The 21,849-nt window shown below is 42.2% G+C and carries 18 protein-coding genes and 1 pseudogene; 12 read left to right on the top strand and 7 right to left on the bottom strand.

All coding sequences use genetic code 11. The features are described from left to right. Positions 1-11 precede the first annotated feature (11 nt). From thrS to rplT, 4 genes are all read left to right on the top strand, one after another. Positions 12-1,928 (top strand): threonine--tRNA ligase, encoded by a 1,917-nt coding sequence (thrS, locus tag WA381_RS07410; RefSeq protein ID WP_156086238.1) that lies wholly within the window; start codon positions 12-14, stop codon positions 1,926-1,928. Positions 1,929-2,039: 111 nt separating this feature from the next. Beyond that, on the top strand, positions 2,040-2,579 hold the full coding sequence (infC, locus tag WA381_RS07405; protein ID WP_071814473.1) for a translation initiation factor IF-3: 540 nt from the start codon (positions 2,040-2,042) through the stop codon (positions 2,577-2,579). Positions 2,580-2,697: 118 nt separating this feature from the next. Then, a complete protein-coding gene (gene rpmI, locus WA381_RS07400; protein WP_012518091.1) occupies positions 2,698-2,895 on the top strand; it encodes a 50S ribosomal protein L35 in 198 nt (65 codons plus the stop codon). An 18-nt stretch (positions 2,896-2,913) separates the two neighbouring features. Further along, positions 2,914-3,270, top strand: coding sequence for a 50S ribosomal protein L20 (gene rplT / locus WA381_RS07395; protein ID WP_012518092.1), 357 nt, complete (start codon positions 2,914-2,916; stop codon positions 3,268-3,270). 289 nt (positions 3,271-3,559) lie between these two features. Here the strand turns inward: rplT and WA381_RS07390 are convergent, their stop codons facing one another. Both WA381_RS07390 and WA381_RS07385 read right to left on the bottom strand, forming a co-directional pair. Further along, positions 3,560-4,969 carry a mannose-1-phosphate guanylyltransferase/mannose-6-phosphate isomerase gene (locus WA381_RS07390; protein WP_156086239.1) on the bottom strand — a complete coding sequence of 470 codons (1,410 nt, stop codon included), beginning with the start codon at positions 4,967-4,969 and terminating at the stop codon, positions 3,560-3,562. Positions 4,970-5,002: 33 nt separating this feature from the next. Next, positions 5,003-6,457, bottom strand: a pseudogene (locus tag WA381_RS07385) (undecaprenyl-phosphate glucose phosphotransferase). A gap of 683 nt (positions 6,458-7,140) precedes the next feature. Between WA381_RS07385 and WA381_RS07380 the strand changes: the two are divergent. From WA381_RS07380 to WA381_RS07360, 5 genes are read left to right on the top strand one after another with little or no spacing between them, the layout of a single operon-like run. Next, positions 7,141-8,346, top strand: a complete 1,206-nt coding sequence (locus WA381_RS07380) for an outer membrane beta-barrel protein (RefSeq protein WP_156086240.1) — start codon at positions 7,141-7,143, stop codon at positions 8,344-8,346. 11 nt (positions 8,347-8,357) lie between these two features. Next, entirely contained in the window at positions 8,358-8,891 is a 534-nt protein-coding gene (locus tag WA381_RS07375) for a polysaccharide biosynthesis/export family protein (RefSeq protein ID WP_231506603.1), read from the top strand. Between the two features lie 24 nt (positions 8,892-8,915). Next, entirely contained in the window at positions 8,916-11,132 is a 2,217-nt protein-coding gene (locus WA381_RS07370) for a GumC family protein (protein WP_156086242.1), read from the top strand. 9 nt (positions 11,133-11,141) lie between these two features. Continuing rightward, positions 11,142-11,873 (top strand): tyrosine-protein phosphatase, encoded by a 732-nt coding sequence (locus tag WA381_RS07365; protein WP_156086243.1) that lies wholly within the window; start codon positions 11,142-11,144, stop codon positions 11,871-11,873. Beyond that, positions 11,873-12,637 carry a VpsP family polysaccharide biosynthesis protein gene (locus tag WA381_RS07360; RefSeq protein WP_156086244.1) on the top strand — a complete coding sequence of 255 codons (765 nt, stop codon included), beginning with the start codon at positions 11,873-11,875 and terminating at the stop codon, positions 12,635-12,637. The genes WA381_RS07365 and WA381_RS07360 overlap by 1 nt, the downstream gene beginning before the upstream one ends. A 12-nt stretch (positions 12,638-12,649) precedes the next feature. Here WA381_RS07360 and WA381_RS07355 read toward each other — a convergent pair whose 3' ends face one another. The 5 genes from WA381_RS07355 to WA381_RS07335 form a co-directional block, all read right to left on the bottom strand. Then, a complete protein-coding gene (locus tag WA381_RS07355; protein WP_156086245.1) occupies positions 12,650-13,060 on the bottom strand; it encodes a 3-phosphoshikimate 1-carboxyvinyltransferase in 411 nt (136 codons plus the stop codon). 50 nt (positions 13,061-13,110) lie between these two features. Then, complete coding sequence (locus WA381_RS07350) at positions 13,111-14,520, bottom strand: O-antigen ligase family protein (protein ID WP_156086246.1); 1,410 nt, start codon at positions 14,518-14,520, stop codon at positions 13,111-13,113. Between the two features lie 47 nt (positions 14,521-14,567). After that, positions 14,568-15,137 carry a hypothetical protein gene (locus tag WA381_RS07345; RefSeq protein ID WP_156086247.1) on the bottom strand — a complete coding sequence of 190 codons (570 nt, stop codon included), beginning with the start codon at positions 15,135-15,137 and terminating at the stop codon, positions 14,568-14,570. Between the two features lie 119 nt (positions 15,138-15,256). Beyond that, the gene (locus WA381_RS07340; protein ID WP_156086248.1) at positions 15,257-17,194 is read right to left on the bottom strand and encodes a bifunctional diguanylate cyclase/phosphodiesterase; all 1,938 of its coding nucleotides are present in this window, start codon (positions 17,192-17,194) and stop codon (positions 15,257-15,259) included. After that, positions 17,194-17,922 (bottom strand): transglutaminase-like cysteine peptidase, encoded by a 729-nt coding sequence (locus WA381_RS07335; RefSeq protein ID WP_156086249.1) that lies wholly within the window; start codon positions 17,920-17,922, stop codon positions 17,194-17,196. Before WA381_RS07335 ends, WA381_RS07340 begins: the two co-directional genes overlap by 1 nt. Positions 17,923-18,255: 333 nt before the next feature. Here WA381_RS07335 and WA381_RS07330 point away from each other — a divergent pair, with 333 nt between their 5' ends. Genes WA381_RS07330 through WA381_RS07320 form a run of 3 tightly spaced genes read left to right on the top strand, consistent with a single transcriptional unit; the run spans position 18,256 to position 21,821 of the window. Continuing rightward, a complete protein-coding gene (locus WA381_RS07330; protein WP_156086250.1) occupies positions 18,256-19,395 on the top strand; it encodes a glycosyltransferase in 1,140 nt (379 codons plus the stop codon). Between the two features lie 2 nt (positions 19,396-19,397). Then, positions 19,398-20,720: an O-antigen ligase family protein gene (locus WA381_RS07325; protein WP_101564153.1), complete on the top strand. Its 1,323-nt coding sequence runs from the start codon at positions 19,398-19,400 to the stop codon at positions 20,718-20,720. A gap of 3 nt (positions 20,721-20,723) precedes the next feature. After that, positions 20,724-21,821 (top strand): glycosyltransferase family 4 protein, encoded by a 1,098-nt coding sequence (locus WA381_RS07320; protein WP_156086251.1) that lies wholly within the window; start codon positions 20,724-20,726, stop codon positions 21,819-21,821. Positions 21,822-21,849: the final 28 nt, after the last annotated feature.

Below are 21,849 nucleotides of genomic sequence, written 5' to 3'. Positions count from 1 at the left end.
AAGGAATTAAAATGCCTGTAATTACCCTTCCTGATGGAAGCCAACGCGCTTTCGATAACGCTGTTTCTGTACTAGATGTTGCAAATGATATTGGCCCTGGTTTAGCCAAAGCAACCATTGCAGGAAAAGTAAACGGTGAGTTAGTTGACGCCGTTGATATGATTGACGCGGACGCACAACTTCAAATTATTACTGCAAAAGACGATGAAGGTTTAGAAATTCTTCGTCACAGTTGCGCGCACTTGTTAGGTCACGCTATCAAACAACTTTGGCCTAACACCAAAATGGCTATCGGCCCAGTTATCGACAACGGTTTCTACTACGATGTTGATATGGAAGAAAGCCTAACCCAGGAAGATTTAGCCAAACTAGAAAAGCGTATGCTTGAACTGGCTAAAACTAATTACGACGTGGTTAAGAACAAAGTTAGCTGGCAAGAAGCACGCGATGCATTTGAAGCGCGCGGTGAAAGCTACAAAATGGAAATTCTTGATGAGAACATCAGCAAGGACGACCGCCCAGCACTGTATCACCACGAAGAATACACAGATATGTGTCGAGGCCCTCACGTGCCAAACATGAAGTTCTGCCATCACTTCAAACTGATGAAAGTGGCAGGTGCTTACTGGCGTGGCGATAGCGACAACAAAATGCTTCAGCGTATTTACGGTACTGCGTGGGCAGATAAGAAGCAGCTTAAATCTTACCTACAGCGCTTAGAAGAAGCTGAAAAGCGCGACCACCGTAAAATTGGTAAAGCACTTAACCTTTTCCATTGGCAAGAAGAAGCGCCGGGTATGGTGTTTTGGCACAACGACGGTTGGTCAATTTACACCGAGCTAGAAAGCTACGTGCGTAAGAAGCTTCGTGAATACGGTTATGACGAAGTTAAAGGCCCATTAATGATGGACCGCTCGCTTTGGGAAAAATCAGGTCACTGGGACAAGTACGCTGAAAACATGTTTACGACTGAATCTGAAAAACGTGAATATGCCGTTAAGCCAATGAACTGCCCAGGCCACGTACAGATATTCAACCAAGGTTTGAAATCATACCGCGACCTGCCTCTTCGTATGGCTGAGTTTGGCTGCTGTCACCGTAACGAACCATCGGGCGCACTACACGGTCTAATGCGTGTTCGTGGCTTTACGCAAGACGATGCTCACATTTTCTGTACTGAAGAACAGATCCTAAAAGAGGTAAGTGGCTGTATTAAGATGGTGTACGAGACATACGCTGCGTTTGGTTTCGAAAACATCAAAGTTAAGTTGTCTACTCGCCCAGAAAAGCGCGTAGGTGCTGACGAGATTTGGGACAAATCAGAAGCTGCGCTTGCAGATGCACTTAAAGCTAATGACATCGAGTTCGATTATCAGCCTGGAGAAGGTGCGTTCTACGGGCCGAAAATTGAGTTTACACTGCACGATTGCTTAGACCGTGCATGGCAGTGCGGAACCGTACAGCTAGATTTCTCAATGCCAGGTCGCTTGGGCTCTACTTATGTAGCAGAAGATGGCGAACGCAAAGTGCCGGTTATGATTCACCGCGCTATTTTGGGTTCACTAGAACGCTTCATTGGTATTTTGACCGAAGAATTTGCAGGTTTCTTCCCGCTTTGGTTGGCACCTCAGCAGGTTGTGGTAATGAATATTACCGACAAACAAGCTGAATATGCTTCAGATTGTGTAAAAAAACTGCAAGATTTAGGGTTTAGAGCAAAGTCTGACTTGCGAAATGAGAAGATCGGCTTTAAAATCCGCGAGCACACGTTAAAGCGTATTCCGTATATGCTAGTTGTGGGCGATAAAGAAATGGAAGCAGGCGAAGTAGCAGTGCGCTCTCGTCGCGGCGACGACCTAGGCAAAATGCGCCTGGAAGACTTTATTGCCATGGCTCAACAAGAAGTTGTAGAAAAGACAATTAAATAGTTGAGCAATTTGTGTATAATGCACAACTAAGGTGTCTGCTTTTGGTTTTACTTTAGGTCAATCGACCTCCCAAAAGCAGACAAAAGAATTAAATGTTTGGAGGAATAGCACATTAAAGGCGCTAACAACAAGGCTCAGGGCGACAAAGCCCGCATTAACGATGAGATTAAAGCCAGAGAAGTAAGATTAATTGGCAAAGACGGTGAACAGGTTGGTGTGGTTTCTCTAGCAGAAGCTACTCGTAACGCAGAAGAAGCGGGCCTAGATCTAGTAGAAATCAGTCCGAATGCCGAGCCGCCAGTCTGTAAAGTTATGGACTATGGCAAATTCCTCTTCGAAAAAAGTAAAGCTCAAAAAGAGCAGAAGAAAAAACAGAAGCAAATTCAGGTCAAGGAGATTAAATTTCGCCCTGGCACTGATGAAGGCGATTACCAGGTCAAACTGCGCAACCTGCGTCGCTTTCTTGAAGGTGGTGATAAAGCCAAAGTTACGATCCGCTTCCGCGGTCGTGAAATGGCGCACCAAGACATCGGTATCGATCTACTAAACCGCGTTAAAACCGATTTAGAAGATATCGCTACATGCGAGTCTTTCCCACGTCGTGTGGAAGGTCGTCAGATGATCATGGTGCTAGCCCCAAATAAGAAGTAGTAACGGTCTAAAGTTTTAAGGAATCTGCACCCTTAAACACCTTGCTGCTAAACATTAACCGGTATGAAGTGACTGCAACACGAAAAATACCGATATTAAACAATGCGGAGTTTTAGCAATGCCTAAAATGAAAACTGTAAGCGGTGCCGCCAAACGTTTTAAGAAAACGGGTTCTGGCCGCTTTAAAAGCAAACAGTCTCACTTACGTCACATTCTGACTAAGAAGAGCTCTAAGCGTAAACGTCACCTTCGTGGCAAAAAACTGGTTCATGACTCTGATACCAAATTGGTTCAGCGCATGTTGCCTTACGTATAAGACTTAGGAGACTGATTAATGGCTAGAGTAAAACGCGGCACTATCGCACGTGCTCGTCACAAAAAAGTCCTCAAGCAGGCAAAAGGTTATTACGGCGCACGTTCACGTGTATATCGCGTAGCGGTACAAGCTGTAACTAAAGCTGGTCAATATGCTTACCGTGACCGTCGTCAGCGCAAGCGTCAATTCCGTCAACTATGGATTGCACGTATTAACGCTGCTGCTCGTCAAAATGGTATGTCATACAGCCGTTTCATTAACGGTTTGAAGAAAGCGTCTGTTGAAATCGATCGTAAGATCCTTGCCGACATCGCAGTACATGACAAAGCAGCTTTCAGCGCACTAGTCGAAGCGGCTAAAGGCGCATTAGCTTAATTATTAACTAATTATGTTTAAGTTCTTTCGGAAAAAGGCGAGCAGGATGCTCGCCTTTTTTCGTTTTTGGGGTTCAGACTTTGTTTTAGACTTTCTTAGTCCATTGTTTGACACACCCTTCTTATATCCATTTATTGAATATCTGTAGAAAAGCGCGCCTTCTCTAGCTTTACTCTAGGTTTTCATGCGCAAAGAACAAAAGAGTAGGGGGCTTTTACATGTGGAATTTTAAACACAAAAAAGCAGAGCCAAAGCTCTGCCTATATTCGCAACTTAGCACTTAGTGCCATTATTTTTTCTCTACACGCCCGTAGCGGTCTGAAAACCTAACTATATCATCTTCACCAAGGTATGCGCCCGATTGCACCTCTATAAGCTCTAGAGGGATTTTTCCGGGGTTTTCTAGTGCGTGTACTGCACCGATTGGGATATAGACAGATTCGTTCTCTGTTACTAATTGAGTATTGTCATCAATAGTCACATTGGCACTGCCCGATACTACAATCCAATGCTCAGCGCGGTGGTGGTGCATTTGCACAGATAGTTTTTCACCAGGTTTTACCGTAATACGTTTAACTTGAAAGCGTGCACCGCTGTCAATTGAATCGTAGCTACCCCACGGACGGAAAACTTCGCGATGGAATTCGAACTCAGGGCGTTTTTCAGCTTTTAGTCTGCTGACTACGGTCTTAATACTTTGAGCGTCATCTTTATGTGCGACCATAACGGCATCTTTGGTTTCGACAACAATAACGTCTTCTAAGCCAATGACAGATACTAATCGCTGTTCTGCGTTCACGTAACTATTTCTAGTATTTTCTAAAATCGTATCGCCTACACAAACGTTGCCGTTGTCATCTTTATCGGCAGTTTCCCAAAGCGATGTCCAACTGCCTACATCGCTCCACCCTGCATCTAATGGCACCATTGCAGCGCTGTCAGTTTTTTCCATCACTGCATAGTCAATAGAGTCGTCAGGACACGTAGCAAAAATTTCAGAGTCAACACGAATAAAGTCTAAATCAGGTGCTTCAGTTTCAATTGCGCGACGGCAAATCTCTAGCATCTCAGGGTGATACTTACCTAATTCTTCAATATAACGGCTGGCTTTAAACATAAACATGCCGCTATTCCAGAAAAAATCACCTGACTCAACGTACTGTTTTGCTGTTTCAAGTTCTGGCTTTTCGACAAACTCAGCTACCTCAAATCCAACATTCAGTACATTTCCAGCCTTGATGTAGCCATAGCCGGTGTGGGGCTGGTCTGGAACTATACCAAAAGTTACAAGCTTTCCTTCGTTTGCTAATGCTTCTGCTTTAGTAATGGCGCTACGAAATGCGCTTTGGTCTTTAATTAAATGATCCGCAGCGAGGACAAGAAGAACAGGGTCATTCTCATTTTTTGTGGCATGTAATGCCGCAAGCGCTATTGCTGGTGCAGTGTTTCGCCCAACGGGCTCTAATAAAATACCATCATGTTCTATATTTTTTTTATGAAGCTGCTCAGCAACTAAAAATCGATGCGCATCGTTACATATAAATACAGGAGGCTCGGCATTGGTTCCTGTAAGTCGAGTGATTGTATCTTGAAGCATCGTGCTGTTGGATGTAAGCGACAAAAACTGTTTCGGAAGAGCGGCGCGAGACTTTGGCCAAAGGCGGCTACCAGTGCCGCCAGCCAATACAACAGGTTTCATATGATGATGTCCTTTTCTTGATTTGGTGTACTTCTAATATGCGTTTTTGTTAATGAATCCATTAAATACAGTCATGAATACAATTTTAATATCGAACCAAATAGACCAGCGGTGTATATAGTCTAAATCGTACTCTACACGCTGTACCATCTTGTTCGTGGTTTCCGTTTCACCGCGCAAACCATTCACTTGTGCCCAACCTGTAATACCAGGCTTAACTTTATGCCGCAGCATGTAACCTGTGATGATCTTACGATATTCCTCATTGTGAGCAACCGCGTGCGGGCGAGGGCCTACAATCGACATGCGACCCTGCAGAACATTGATAAACTGAGGTAGTTCATCTAACGATGTGCGCCTTAAGAAACCACCTATTTTGGTTAAACGCGCGTCGTTTTTCGTTGCTTGCTTAACAACTGCTCCGTTGTCTTGCGTAGTCATAGACCGGAATTTATAAACCGTAATTTGTTTACCATCTAATCCGTAACGCTTTTGTTTGAAAATGACTGGCCCTTTAGATGTGAGCTTAACTGCGGCCGCAATTGCTAACATGGGAACGGATATCAACATTAAAATCAGACTGCTTAATACAACATCTTCAAACCGCTTCAATACGTCACTGGCGCCTTGGAATGGGGTGTCATATACACTTAGTGCCTGTACATTACCCACGGTTTGCCAGCGAGCGTTTAGCAAGTTGTACATAAAGAAGTTCGGAATTACATAAACGTTAGCAGTGGTATCGCTGCACTGTTCAAGAATTGCACGAATGCGATTTTCTGCACTCATTGGCAATGCTATGTAGATGTAATCAACTTCGTTGCGCTTGGCCATTTCAATGGCTTCTTCAATATTGCCGAGCACAGCCCCCTGCATCTCATGAGGGAGACGTTCTGCTTCACGGTCATCATAAATACCGTTAAAGCGAATACCTAAATGTTCGTTCTGTTGTATCTGAAGAGCAACATTCGCGCCTAAATGAGTAGCACCAATGATAATAGAACGGCGTGTGTTCAAGCCGCTTTTGCGAATGCGGAAGAGAAACTTGCGCATAACAAAGCGCCACAGAATCAAAACGACAAACGAAGATGCAAACCAAAGCAATATTGCAGGTGGTGGCGTTTTTATTTCTTGAACGAAAAAGTACCCCATCGACATGGTACCGAGAACGCTCAATGTCCAAGTGATTGCAGCCGCTCTTAGCATTTCAGGCGTTCTGTGCCCACGCCACGACCGATATAACTCAACGCCTTCGGCAGAAATTTGAAAGCAAATAACGTTTACAAAAAGAAGAATTAAGCTGGTGGTATCTATCTAGGTACCGTAATACGCTGCTGCCGAATAATACAAAATCGTTACCAGCGAAAGATCGATGAGTCTGTAAATGGTTGAAAAACCACTTTGGTTCCTGACTACCAAACCACCATTAGTATTAGACTCAACCGGGTGAGCTTTAAGTGCTTTGTTAGATTCTACTCTATTGTCCATTTAAGTAATCTCTAAGTGAAAAAGTGAAGCCTGTAGCCAAAGCTAACGACAACAAAAACAAGCTAAGCCATGAATTAAGAAGAATAGCGAAGACAACTTATGGAAGTTACGCAAATACTGTGCCCACTTTTAAGCGCGTAAGATGAATAATCACAACGTGCTGATTATATTCGCGTTGAAATTTTTCACGTCTAACGCTGAAGTGCTCTTGCAACAGCGTATTATATGGATATTGTAATTTTATTACAAAAACAAAGTTCATTCCGTACTAATTTGGTGCAAAATGAGTAGAATACGGCGCTAGCGCTTTTCATGAACAATATAAATAAGCTAGCATATACCGCAATTGCAGCCTTGGACATATAGATGCAACAATACCTAGGTATAAGTTGCAGTGCTTTGTTAATTGACTGTTGAGTCAAACAATACAGAGCAAATTGACTTTCGCTCTAATGTGTTTGCTAGTAACGTTCACAGCCTAGTAAAGCAAAAGCGGCACGCCTATTGCTCGACATTAATTATCCATGAACTATTAAGGCATTCACCTTGTTTAGTTTGTAAGAATTACACATATTCCGGCTGTTTCGCGGTTTATAGCGCTTACGTAACGATGTATTTGAAAGCGCTATATCGAAATAATGCACCGTTTTAATACACCCAAGCCATCGTAGGAAGGAAATAACATGTTAAAAAGGACCAAAAGCATAATAGCTCTGTCGGTAATTTGCGCCACACCGACTCTATTTGCCCAAGAGGCTGGTCGAATTCAAGCTGGGCAATTTGATTTGATCCCTTCATTTACGTCTTCGATGGCGTATGTTGACAACGTGGCGAATGCACGAGATAACCAAAGTAAAATATACAGCTGGCGTACCACTTTATCCCCCGAACTTATTGCCGCTACACAAGTCAACGGCAACCCCGTTCAGATCGGTTATAGACTGGAGCGTGGTGTATATTTTTCCAGTAGCAATGATGATTATACTGACCATTTTGTAGAAGCTTCGGGTGACTTTGAATTGAATAGTCGTCATCGTTTGAGTGCGCTCGCTCAATATGAAGATGGTCATGAAGATCGCGGTACCGGCTTCTCAATTGGTACTGGGTTGGATATTTCAACACCAGATACTTATAAAAGCTCGAACCTTTCTGCTGAATACATGTATGGTGCCGTGACTTCTGATGGTCTTATTACATTAAAAACACGTCGACAATCACTAGACTATGACAGATCTGAAGACGCCTATTTGATTCGCGATAGGGTAAAAACCATGGTAGGCGGTGAGTTTGGCTACCAAATTGGAGCTGCAACTAGTGCTGTTATTGATATTACGCAAACCTACGTTAGATATGATGAGCAGTTAGACTTTGTCACTCGCGACAGTGATGAGACACGCGTTTTAGTTGGTGTTGTATGGGAAAGCACTGCTGCGACAACAGGTTTTGCAAAAGTAGGTTATAAAGAGAAAGAGTTTGAGGATCAATCACGAGGGACATTCTACGGTACAGACTGGGAGGTTGGAATAGATTGGCAACCAGTGAGCTATTCTACGTTTAGAATCTCGACAAGTGCAGATACCTTTGAAACGAATGGTGAAGGCGATTTCATCCGTGGACAAAACTATAGTGTTCGCTGGAATCATGATTGGCTTGAGCGTTTAAGTACCTCGTTTAGTGTCACTCAACAAGATGACGAATATGTATTTAACGAAATTGATATCGATAATAGAGACGACGAACTCATGAATTACTCCGCATCTTTGAGTTATCAAGCTCGCAGATGGTTAAAATTCAGCACTTATTATCAGTATACAGATCGCGATAGTAACCGAGAGACCATTGGCTATGATAAGAGCGAAATTGGGGTGACTGCTGAGGTAACACTGTGAAACGACAGGTAATTAGTTTAGCTTCGCTACTATTCATATTTCTTTACTCGGCGTTCTCCTTCGCTCAGGAAGGAAACTTGAGCATGAGTCAGTATCAACTTGGCTCTGGGGACAGAGTCAAAATTAGTGTTTTTGGCCAAGATGATCTTTCTATGGAAGTACGTCTACCTGACGTCGGTACAATCAATTATCCATTCCTAGGAGAAATTAAATTGGTTGGCTTAACAGCCGATGAAGTCGAAAAGAAAATTTATGATGGCTTGCTTGGGGATTATTTGGTTAACCCTTCAGTTTCAGTAGCTATCGTTGAATATAGGCCATTCTTTATAGATGGTGAAGTGAAAAGGCCGGGCGGCTATCCATATCAACCTGGTCTTTCTGTTAATAAAGCCGCTGCGCTAGCCGGCGGCTACACAGAGCGAGCAGCCCGCGATAAAATTACCATTATTCGTGAAAAGGACGGCAGAACAAACGAATTCACCGTAACCGTGAGCGATATGATTCAGCCTGGTGATATTATCACCATCAATCAGCGTTTCTTCTAAATTACGTAGCGTGCAGGAAATAAAATGGCAGTAAATGGCAGGGAAGAGTTCAATGCTGGTGTGTTTGAAAATGAGACCATCGACATTGCTCATTATTTGGGAATTATTAAGCGTTACGCATTTCGAATTGTATCATTAGCAATTGCATTTACGATCTTAGTTGCATTGCTAGTTATGCGTATGACGCCCATGTTCACTTCTACTACAACTATTTTAGTAGAGGCAGAAAAGGCGAATGTTGTTTCAATAGAAGAAGTATATGGTCTTGATACAAAGCGTAAGGACTATATGCAAACGCAATTTGAAATACTGCAGTCCCGTCAAATTGCAGAACGCACGGTTGAAAGCTTATCGCTTTATAACAACGAAGAGTTTATGCCAGTTGATGAGGGCCCTAGTCTATTCGACGAACTAAAAGCTAGGGTAGTCGAAGCTTTACCGTTTCTTCCCCAGGAAGAGCCTAAAGATTTAACTGAAGAGCAAATTTTAGCGGCTAAAAAGCGCAAAGCTACCTCACTTTTAATGAGCGCACTTACCGTTGAAATGGTCGATAATACGCAAGTAATGAGAATAACCATTACTACTGAATCACCTACACTTTCAGCGGAACTGGCTAACGCAGTTGCAGACGTTTACATTGAAAACTATCTGCAGGCTAAGCTTGATATGACTGCGAAAGCAACGTCTTTTCTTACAGATAGCTTAGAAGGCCTCAAGCAAAAGCTTACTGTGGCTGAACGCAATCTTGCTAAGTTTTACGAAGAAAATCAGGTCGTTAACATAGATGGTGTGGTGGGCTTAGCGGCCGATGAACTAGAGCAGCTGAGCAAGCAGTTACTCGATGCGCAAACCGCACTTAAGCTGAATGCTGTTATTTATAGACAAACGCGCAACGATGTTTCGTTAGAAGACATAGCGCGTCTTCCTGAAGTACTGAATCACCCTACCATCAGAGATGTTCGACGTGACGAAGCAAAAGCGATGACGCGCGTGAGCGAACTGAGTAAAGTTTATGGCCCTAAACACCCTAGAATGATTGCTGCGAATGCAGAGCTCTCTTCTATTCGGGAAACACTGAGTAGTCAGATTAGAGATTTGATAACGAGTATTACAACGCAATACGAAGTGTCGGAAGACCGCGTTGTACAGCTAGAACAAGAAGTCGCGCAAGCGAAAGCTGAGTTCCGTTCACTGTCAGCGTTAGACAACCAACGGCGAGCTCTGCAACGTGAAGTTGATATTAATCAGCAGCTTTACAACTCTTTCTTTACTCGTTTGAAGGAAACCGATGAGCTGGGCGGCTTTGAGTCAGCAAATGCCCGAGTACTCGACGCGGCGTTACCCAAATATACGCCTTCCGAGCCCAACAAAAAGCTGTTAATAGGTGCTGCTTTTGTCTTTAGTATGGGCTTTGGCGTTTTCTTGGCCATTGCCATGGAAACCCTCAACAGCGGTATTCGTTCGGTTGAAGATGTTGAGCGTAAACTTGGACAGCGTATGTTGGGTCTTATCCCATGGCTTCCACACAAGAAGAAGACTGACTTACCAATTCGTTCTTTCTTTGATGGTAAAAAGCATCAATTTGCAGAGTCGGTTCGTACCCTGCGAACTAGCCTATCATTATTGAATTTAGATAAAGAGCAGCAGGCCATAATGATTACATCGAGCGTGCCTAAAGAAGGTAAAACTACCGTTTCGATTAATTTAGCGTTTGCCTTGGGGCAGCTGGATAAGACCATACTGATTGATGCCGACTTACGTCGTCCTAGCGTTGGCAAGCAATTTGGCATTCCAAATTACCAGCCCGGTGTTGCGAACTTAATCTTAAAATCACATACTTTTGATGAATGCTTAGTGCAGGATGAAGAATCTAAGATAGATATATTATCCGCAGGAACTATCCCATCAAATCCACAAGAATTGCTAGCTGACAAAGGCTTCGGCGAACTTATCGCCCAGCTTAAGACCCAGTACAAATATGTTGTTGTTGATACTGCACCAACTCAAGCTGTTAGTGACTCTATGGTTATTGCAAACTCATGTGATTCTGTAATCTACGTAGTTCGTGCAGACAGTACCAGTGAGAAGTTAATAAATAATGGTTTGTCTCGATTCCTTCAAGTTGGTCATCGTCTTGATGGGGTAGTGCTAAATCAAGTAGACTTACGTAAATCTGGTGCAGCACAAAGGTATGCTGGATTCTACGACCAATACGGTTATACGAGTCATAAAGACAGCTAACAGTAATTATTGATAGATATACATAGTCATATATTGCCTGGCATCGACGACGGTGCCAGGTCTTTAGATATCGCCTTAGAAATGGCACAGCAAGCTGTTGACTGTGGCGTAAGTCACATGGTTTGCACGCCTCATATCCATAAAGGCTACTTTGACAATTCTCCCAGCACAATAAAGCCTGTATTTGATGAGTTTGTGAAAGCTGTCAAAGCAGCGGCGATTCCCTTAACACTTTCTTATGCAGCTGAAGTGAGAGTGAATGAGCTTATTCCCGTTTGGTTTAAACAAGGGGAGCTACCATTCATCGGTGAACTAAGCGATAAAAAAATACTTCTGCTTGAAATGCCTCATAGCCATGTTCCCCAGGGGCTTGAGACCCTAGTTAAATGGTTATTAAGAAATAACGTTCAACCTCTTATAGCGCACCCAGAACGAAATCGGGAGTTGTTAGCAGAGCCAACTAAGTTTAGCTGGCTTCAACGACAAGGGTGTTTGTTTCAAGTTACCGCTGGCGCTTTGACGGGGCGATTTGGAGACAACGTTGCACAATTTGCATTAAGTTTAATGCAGCGAAAAGCATTTCATGTCGTTGCCTCTGATACCCATGATTTAGTACGACGGCCTAATGACATGAGAGATGCGTTTGACGTCGTCGCCGCCTTCGATAGGGTCTTCGCTCAAGACGTTTTCATTAACAAGCCTGGTGAAATAATAGGTAAAGCACTTAGGCAAGGTGTTTAATGAAGGCGTTTAATCTCGCTAGCTTTCACAACCAACAAATTTTTAGCACAGTGCTTAAATGGATCGTAGCGCTTATGGCGTTATGGAGTTTAGTGTGGAGTGTGCAGCTTTTTATTGCGGGTAATGCGTACTATAGCGTAAAGAATAACATTGATATGTGGCAGCAAAGGCCTGAGCGTGCGACTACAGAGAAGATAGAGCGAGCTCTAAATAAAATAGAAACAGCGCTTAGTTATTTCCCGAAAAACGCACTCTACTATCAAGTACAAGGGCAATTATATGAATGGAAAGCATATAGTGTGGGTGAAGCTGGCGTGTCGAGCGACACTCAAACAGCAGCTTTTTATTCGACGAGAAATTTGTACCAAGCCTTTACCGCCTACGAAAAGAGTCTAGAGCTAAGACCGAATTGGAGCGGCAGTTGGATAGGGCTAGCGTCAGTTAAGTGGAAACAGAGAGAATTAGATAGTGCATTCTATGATTATGTAACGCGTGCCGTTGATGTGGGAGCACAAGATGCCATAGTGCACAAATTTATCGTAGAATATGGCTTAGACATGTTTGCCGCACGCTCAGTGCATTACGTAAAAGTGAAAGATCTATTAAAGCGCCATTTAGATTTAGGAATTCAAAATCCACTTAGCAGAAATTTTGTTTTAGAAGCTATCCAAAAGCATAGCGCAGAGGAAGTAGTGTGTCGTTGGTTGAATACTTCAAGTTACCCTGTCAAAAAGCGTATACCTAATTGCGTGACATACGACTAAAGACGACCGAAATTAATTTTTTCCTTTCAACCAGTCCCAAAGCCCCAGTGAAAATCCTTCGAAAAGGTTTATTCCTAACCAACTTTTGAGGATATAAAGAAGTACCAAACCAAGTATTAACGATACGCAGAAAAAAAGCGCAACAGTTGCTGCCATAGCAATTCTGCCAATTCTACTTTCAGTTCTGGATAAATCTCGTTTATCTGTTCCAGCTAACAGAACGAAATAATAGCGGCTACGTAGGAGGCTAATGGTGCCCCGAACATCCACTTTATGATTACCCCAACGTCTTCCCGCAAGCGCAGTATTTAAATGAGATAATTGTTCATCAGAGAATGAGTCAGCTACTTTTTTCGGCATACGCTCAAGCATGTGTTGAACGTTGGGCTCTTCTCTAACGGGGCGTTTAATTTTTAAAACCACACTGCGTCCTTTTACGATAAAACGATCGAGAAAAAATTGAGTTAAGCAGTTTATCTATGTGATTGCCTTCCCATACAAATATCTCTGCTTAGCGCTCCTAATGCTAGAAGAACAATAAATATAGCCGTATTTGCTGGTGCTTGTAGAGGGAAATCCACACTGCTGTGCAAAGCCATGCCGATAGTTGCCATAATACTTGCAAAAGCGGTGCCCCTGGGTAAAGGGTGGCGTCTATTTCGAACCGCGCTAAGTGCATTTTTAGTACACAGCAGCACTAGCAGAGCAAGAACAAAGGCACCTACGACACCAAACTCAATGCTAAATTGAAGATATTCGTTGTGCGCGTGATCGTAAAAGTGCTGAATACTTTCACTCTGAAATTGAGGGTAAACGGTGTAAAAAGTTCCACCTCCGGTACCTATTAGTCCGTATTCACCTAATAGGGGGAGTGCGTCTGTTATTACTTCATCTCTACTCTCTTGTGCGAAGTTTGTTTGTTCTAAGCGCTGTTGCACTTGCTTGAGGCCAAAAAGACTACTGACTAACAAAATATCGATAATCAACATGCTGATAAACAAAGTGATATAGCTTTTTTGACGGGGCTTAAAGTAAATCAAGCCGAGCGTGGCTGTAATTGTCATGGCTATAAAAAAAGCGCTATTACCCATTCGAGAACGGGACATGACTAACGCAATCACCATTATAATTATGCCTATTCTAAATAGTACTTTGTTACTTAACCAAAACTTCACCAGCCTTCGCAGCCTTTCTCGTTTACTGGTGGTGTTGTCTTGATGCAAACTCGCTATCAAATACCCGATTGCGGCACTCAAACAGAGCATTAGAAAATTTGCGTAATGATTCTTGTAAATATAGCTGCCAGTCGCGATGTGCGAAACCGGCTGTTTGAACACCAGGCTGTACTTAATACCTGAAAGTACTTCTAGTGCGCCGTAGATAGCTTGAAATATGCCAGCTGCGCTAATGACTATAAGGGTGTATCGTAAACGCTTAGCTGAATTGATAAGGGTTAATGCGATGAAAAATAGAAAACAATAGGCAAGAGATTTGAAGAAAATTACGTCGCTCTGACCTACATCAAAACTCAAAGATAGCCACTTTGAAGTGACGTTCTCTTGATTATCCCATTGCTCACTTAAGAGGTAGCTTACACGCTCAGGTCGTATTGCCTCGACCAGCGCAAAGGGTAGAGGAACAATATTGATAAGCTGCCAAGCAAGAAAAATAACCCAAAGAATAATGAATGTTCGATATTTTGTGTAGAGTTGATGAAGTAGAGAAGTGTTTAGCAGAACCAAGGTGCCGCCAATTGAAAACAGCGACATTTGCATCAGCGCCCACGCCCACGGGCGGTTTGCGCCCAACGACAGAGGAAGCCAGAACAAAGTGAACAAAAGAAAACCGAAAAGAAACTTTTCGGTTTTCAGAACATTAACCATAAACAACTACAACAAAAATAGTTAAAGTTTAAGCAGTTACGTTTTGGTTAGTTGGCAGAAATTGTTGTATCACCACCACCTGCACCAGCTGCCCCAGTACCGACACCAAGCGGAGAAAACGTATTGCCCGTTCCACCTGCTGCAGTAGCTGTTAATGTGCTTGGATCCACACCAGCATTAATAACTGCTAGCAGTGCATCGTCTTCACTAATTACCTGCATTTGAAGAGCGATATTGTAGATCTCGCTGGCACTCTCAGGAAACATTAAAACAGTAATCGTTATGATTTGAGATGCTTTATCTGGAAACTGTGTAAATCCAGCGATGGCTAATTCGAACCCTGTGGCATTTTCGTTAAGTAAACCTACTACAGATTCAAATGAATCTTGGTTGTCAGATAAATACGCAGTGCCTGCAGCATTGAAGTAAAGACCTTCATTGATTACAGTCTGACTAACTTGATTTGCGGCGTCTTGTATATTCGCTCCGTTATCAAGTTCATTAACAAGTAACGTTCTTACTTGAGTGCCCGGTGCGCTATTTTCTTGCGCTGAAGAAACAGGTGTTAGCACAATCAATGCAATCAAAAGTAGAGATAAAATAACGTTGCTACGCATAGCTTATCCTTTTAAATAAAACGTCGGGTCAGCGTCTTGCTAACACCATTAGTAATCATTGTATAACAAATAAGCGTGCTAGGTCTTCACTTTGTTATACGACTTTTCGGCTAAGTAACTTAATTTTGCCAAAGCGTAGGCTTTGCGAAATAAAAACCTTGCTGATAAGCAACGTCGAGTTGAGTTAATGCCACTGACTCTGCTTCATTCTCAACAAGCTCAGCAATTACGTTGATATTTAATCCTCGAGCTATGCTCAATAAGCTACTTACAAACAACTGATTATCTTTATCTGTGTGAATATCTTTCGTAAGCTTGCCGGAAATTTTTACAAAATGAGGCTGAATAGCCCTCAATCCTGCAAGTGATGCAAGATTTTCTCCAAAGTGCTCAATTGTTACGCGGCAGCCTAATGTCATTAATGTCTTGCAAAAAGATATGGTGTCATCTTTATGGTGAATGAGTGCTGAGTCTTCGAATTCGAACACCAACTTAGTGCAAAGTGCCGTGTTTTGGTTCAATTGTGCAACTAGCCAGGTTCTGAAATGGGAATTAGCTAGAGATGCATTTGCAATATTAATGGCCACATCACATTTTGCTTGAGAAAGCTTTTTAAAAACGAGGGTTGCTACCAACTTATCGACCTCTGGAATAAGGTTCAATCGCTCTGAAGCGGGGATTAACTGCGACATTGGTATAACACTGCCGCTTTCTTTGTCTTTGAAGCGTGCGAAAGCCTCAAAATATGAGGGAGTGTTTTCTGCAATACTCATGACAGGTTGTATAAGCATGTCAGCGTACTGTTGCTCCAATATCACATTAAGCCTCTCTCTCCATGCAGTATTACTGTGTATATGAGAGAGTTCTGAAGCAAATTGCCATCCATTAGCTTGTTTAGTTGCAGCCATAAGAGCGCTGTCAGCATTTTCCATAATTTCGGAAAAAGACTGCTTATCGCTAAATTGCGCCACGCCCATCCACACCGAACGAATTCCGTCTTTGAGAGGATTGCAATGTACGAGAGTTTCACTTAAATCTTCGATTTTATTTGAACATTCTCTCTTTGATATGGCTTCAGTGACTAGTGCAAAGTCGGCGCCTGATAGCCTGAATAAGTGTGTAGTCTCAGCCGACTCTTTGGAGAACTGCTTAAGAATGTTGGCAACTGAAGTAACGTAATTGTCGCCCTCTTGGGCTCCGAGAGAAGTATTGATAGCGTTGAGGTGCGCTAATCGTATTATAACTAAATAACCTTCATCTGAATGGGCTGTCGAACTTAATAAAGCGTTCATGTGACGAGTGAAGGCACTTCTGTTTTGAACACCTGTAAGGCTGTCTTCGTACGCTTGCGCCTTGAAGTGCTCTGCTTTTTGGGAAAGTTCTTTAAACATCCCTTCTACAGATGAAGACAGCTTATTCACCGCTTGGGTAATAAATGTAAGCTCTTGGGTAAATGGCTTATAGTTTATTTGAGAAAACTTTTGGTTTTGAATGTCATTAATCTTGTGAACCACGATTCTAAGCGGTTTTGTAATAGCAGTAATTATGAAAAGCAACGCGATGTAGGCTACAACGAACGCGGCAAAAAACATAAAGGCACTTTGTTTGACACTTTCATAAAGCGTTTCATTTGCAAGCCCTGGGTGGCTTTGAACGGTTAGCTCTCCGGCCAGGGTCCAGCCATCGTTTAATTCAGTTCGTTGAACGGGGGGGGTGACTTCTACTAAATTAGTGAACCACGCAGGCACTGAATCTTGAGTATTTGGGTTTTTACGCTCAATCAGTAAATTACCTTCCATGTCAGAGACCGTAATATACTGATAGAAGCCCCTGTCAAAAATGGCATTTACCATAGTCTCCGCAACGATTATTCCGTTGGGTTCGCCAATATAAGGCGTGATGGAAAGGCCTAAAGACGTTGCTGTATCTTGAGCGTGAGTCGCTAGTTGCTCGTTAACATATTCTCGAGTTAGCTTTACATTTATAATGAAAGAGCCAGCAAATACTAAAACCAAAAAAATGGCTAAGCTCGTACTTAATTGGGTAGATAGTCTCATTATTTTTCTTTATCTCCGTACATTACGCGGTCTAGTCGCTCTACCATGTCGTCCCACATTTTCATTGGGCCACTACCTCTCAACTTGCGGCCTGTTCCCATCGCTTTCGCAGCCCACAATCCATTACCATTAAAACTGTAGATAGGGGATAAGTCTCTGCGCTTATTCGCCGGTAAAATTCGCCGATTAATATTATCTAAAACTAAAGGTACTGAGGTAGGCGTTTCATAATAAGCTAGCACCATGTGAGGTTGACGTAATTCTAATGCCGTTACATACATAAGCCTTAATTGACTTTCTGGTACACCTAGCTCAATGAGTGAGAAATATTTCGCAATGGTGTAGTCTTCGCAGTCGCCTGCGCCAGTGGCAATAAACTCTATAGGGGTTGCCCAGTAGTCCTTTTCGTTCCAGTGAACAAGATCGTCAACAAAATCGAAACGGTTAAAGAAGCGGTTGATAGAATAGAGTTTTTCATCAATCGCCTCTTGTTGTAATTCATCGATCAGTTGTCGCCAATCAGCAACATCTTCGGCAGCGTTACTGCCATATACGTCATTAATCCGCTTATAAACCTGCTCTGTAAAGACCGTTTTTTGTTGGGCAATACCAGACGCGACGACAAATACGCAAGACATCATGATAACGCCAGCGCGAAAAGCAGTAATTAAACTGCGGAGTTTGACTGGGTTCTGTGTTCGCGTGACGTAGCTTTCTTTTTGGTGCAAGCCGTGGATACTTTATGCAATAGATTAAGGCGAATGTAAAAAATGTTTCACTACAACGTTGTACGCTGTCTCACCTGTGATTGCGTTATGATGGCAAACTTGGTGATAACTTGAAAGGTTTTTGCTTAACTGAATTATCTTTTACTCAAAAGTGATCATAATTGGCATAATTCGTGTTTCTTATAAGCTAGGTAAATCATGTACCGCCCTCGAAAGCTTCGATAAGCACTTGCCATCAATTAGCATTGAAGGGCGGAAACCATGTACGAATATCAATAACACCTGATATCATTAGAACTGCTTGTAGTTTTATTACAACGAAAAGGAACTTTCATGAAGTACTCAGCGCGTCCAGCGGTGTTTATCATAAATTCACTTGAAGGCGGCGGCGCTGAACGAGTCATGGTTAAACTATTAACCATAATGGAATCTTATTTCGAGGAAAAAACGATTCCCGTCCATCTTATTCTTTTGGATGACCTTCCTGAATCTCATCAATGCCCGGCGTTCGTCGATAAAACTGTACTGAACTCTCAGGGGAGCTTAGTCGAGGGTTATCGACAGCTAAAGCCTGTTTTGGAAAAGATTGGTCCTGAGTATGTATTCAGTTTCTTAACGCGAAGTAATTTTCTAAACGTCGCGCTTTCTAAGCGTTTAGGGTTCAAATCAATTATTAGTGAAAGGGTTAATACTACCAGCCATCTGTCTGGTGGCTTAAAGGATAAGGTAAGCCGGTTACTTGTTAAGTTGCTATATAATAAAGCCGATAGCGTAGTGGCTGTTTCTGAAGGTGTAAAAGCCGATTTAATCCAAAATTATGCAGTGCCGAAAGACAAAGTAGCTGTATTATATAACCCCTACGATATTGAACAATTGAAGGAACAGGCCGCGGAGAGTGTATTAGACCTCCCTGCTAAACCTTACATTATTGGTGTAGGGCGATTAGTAAAGAACAAGAATTTTTCACTTTTAATCAACGCTTACGCTAAAGCAAACATCTCAGAAAACCTTGTTATTCTGGGAGTAGGTGATGAAGAGCTTAAATTGAAAAACCTCGCAATAGAGCAGGGGATAGGTGACAAAGTTCATTTCTTGGGGTTTAAATCTAACCCATACCCTTATGTAAGCAGCGCCGAATTTTTTGTTAGCACATCAAATGCAGAGGGTTTTCCCAATGCCATCGTTGAAGCAATGTGCTTAGGGAAAGCCGTAGTCGCTACTAACTGTGAATCAGGTCCCGCTGAAATTCTTGCTGAGAAATATCCTTATCACGTGTCTGGTGCTAGCGAAGAGAAAAACGGTATTCTATGTGAACTCAATAACGTTCAGGGTGTTTGCGACGCTTTAAAACTGTTCGAAAACGACAGCGTTCGCTCTTCCTATGCAGCCAAGAGTAGAAGCTGTGCACAGCAATTCTCTTACCAAGCCTTCCAGGAGAAGGTGGTTGCAATAATAGATAAGGTTTGTAAATAAGCATGTTCGAAGGGTTAAAAGTTGTCGTTGGCCTGATCAGTTTCATTCTGGTGTATCGTACTGTCACTGGCAATTGTAACAAATACCTAGCGTTTGCGATTTGCGCAATATGGCTAAGGTTTTTCTTGGCAGCATTTCATACGATTACTTATCCTTCTCTTATCGCAGGTTTTTCTATTAATGCACTTTCCAGTATTTCTGTTGCTGGGTTAGGGCTTTTCTTCCTGCCGTTTGCTGTTTTTACTTTAAGGAAGTTACTCCCCTTTTATTTTCTGTTTTTGGCCATTGCTGTAAGTGGTTTTGTGAATATGCAAATTCCAGGAACCATCAATGTCTTAGTAAAATGGTGTTATTTCCTCGTTCTAACTGGAGCCATTTTTTTATCAGTTAGAGCTCAAGGTCACAGTGTCACATTTAAAAAATTATTAGTGTGTTTTTTTATGCCCGTTGTGATGCAAGTGTTGTCTATTGCATTAGGCGAGGTGAAAGCAACAGAAAATGATGGTTCAGCGAGCTATATCGGTGGATACAATCATGAAGCCGCATTCTCAATGATAATCGTGAGTTTTATTTTTGTTCTAGGACTAACTGAGAGAAACGCTATTAAGTTTCGAACCTCACTATTCACCGTTGCAGTTTTTCTCCTTATATTGGTGAATTATAGAACAGCAATCCTTACAATCTTGCCCATTGCGGCCGTGTTCTACTATTCATTGGTTGAACAAAGATTAAAACCTTCACAAAAGGCGCCAGTTTTGACTGTGGTGTCTATGTTTCTCATTTTTGTATTTGTTGCGCTTTCGTTTACGTTAAGAGAACGATTTGCCGACGTTGGGACATTGGCATCAAATTTAGACTTAATATTCAAAGCTCCTGCGTATTTCAGTGAGGCTGAGAAAGATATTATGTCTTCTAGAGTTTACTTGTGGAGCCAATACATTAATGCGCTTACAAACTCAGACTTACTTAGACAATTAATAGGTTATGGGCCTGAATCGTGGAATGGTGTTTTTAAACACTATGCTCATAACACATACGTGTCTTATTTTTACGAATACGGATACATAGGATTGTTATCGTTTTTGTTTCTTTGCTCGTATTCCTTGATTGTCACAGCTGGTGTGAAAGACAAGAGATTATCAAAAATATTACCGTTATCTTTAATTGGTTTTCTGACAATGAACCTAGCTACGATGCCCTTATGGAATATAGAAGGGCTTATATTCTTCGCAATTTTGATAGGGGTATCTCTCGGAAATACGGCTCCTGCAAAAGCACGGTACAGTTTTAGAACCCAACTAGCACTATTAACAACTACGGATTAGTTTATGAAGATTTGCGCAATTGGCTTAAGAGGTATTCCTGATGTTATGGGGGGGATAGAGTCTCATTGTCAACAGCTTTACCCTAAAATGGTAAAGCAAGGAGCTAAAGTGACTGTGCTTGCTCGGTCGCCTTATGTGAAAGAAAAGCGATTTAACTTTGAAGGTGTTGAAGTTATTAGCGTTTGGGCATTAAGACACAAATTACTAGAAACATTTCTTCATACGTTTATCGCAATTATTTACGCAAGACTATTTGTGAGGCCCGATATCGTGCATTTGCACGCTGTAGGCCCCGCTATTTTTACGCCTCTAGCTCGCCTGCTTGGCATGAAAGTCATGGTTACTCACCATGGTGCAGATTACGACAGGCAGAAATGGAGCCCGTTTGCGAAAAAGGTGCTTCGGTTTGGTGAAAAAATGGGGATTGTGTATGGAAATAAAATTTTAGTTGTTGGGCGAAGCTTAAGTGAGGCTCTTAAGGTTTCATTCCCAGAACACGCTGAAAAAATTAGTTTTGTGCCCAACGGAATGTTACCAACCTTAACCGGAAAACTTAGCAGTAGTTACTTACCTAAAGATTTGGATATAGAGTCACAGAATTACGTTTTAGCTGTAGGACGGCTAGTACCTGAAAAAGGGTTTCACGACTTAGTTGAGGCTTTTAAAGAATCTAGTACGTCTACCAAGCTTTTTATAGTCGGAGATGCCGACCATCAAGATGACTATTCTAAAAAACTGAGAATGTCGGCCAGTTCAAACGTTGTGTTCGCAGGAAGACGATCAGGAGATGAGTTAAAAGCACTATATCAGCATGCTTCGGTATTTGTTTTGCCGTCTTATCATGAAGGATTACCTATTGTAGCGCTAGAAGCAATAAGTGCTGGCTGTGACGTTTTATTAAGTGATATTGCTCCGAATGTGGACATTGAAGCTCCAAGCGACTGTTACTTCGGTGTCGGAAATGTCAATGAGTTGGCTAAAAAGCTGTCTACCTTTTCAAATTTAAACTTAAGTCTTGATAGAGAAGTGTTCCTGCAAAAATACAATTGGGAGAGTATTTCGGAAATTACTTTGGGACACGCTAAAAATTTGATATTTTAGCGCCAAATTAAAAGCCTATATCCATGCA

The sequence above is a fragment of the Alteromonas sp. CH_MED4-4 genome, from assembly GCF_037029575.1.
GTDB classification, from domain to species: domain Bacteria; phylum Pseudomonadota; class Gammaproteobacteria; order Enterobacterales; family Alteromonadaceae; genus Alteromonas; species Alteromonas macleodii.
The sequence above is the reverse complement of the archived record's forward strand: the minus strand, read 5'-3'. Positions and strand labels throughout refer to the sequence as shown.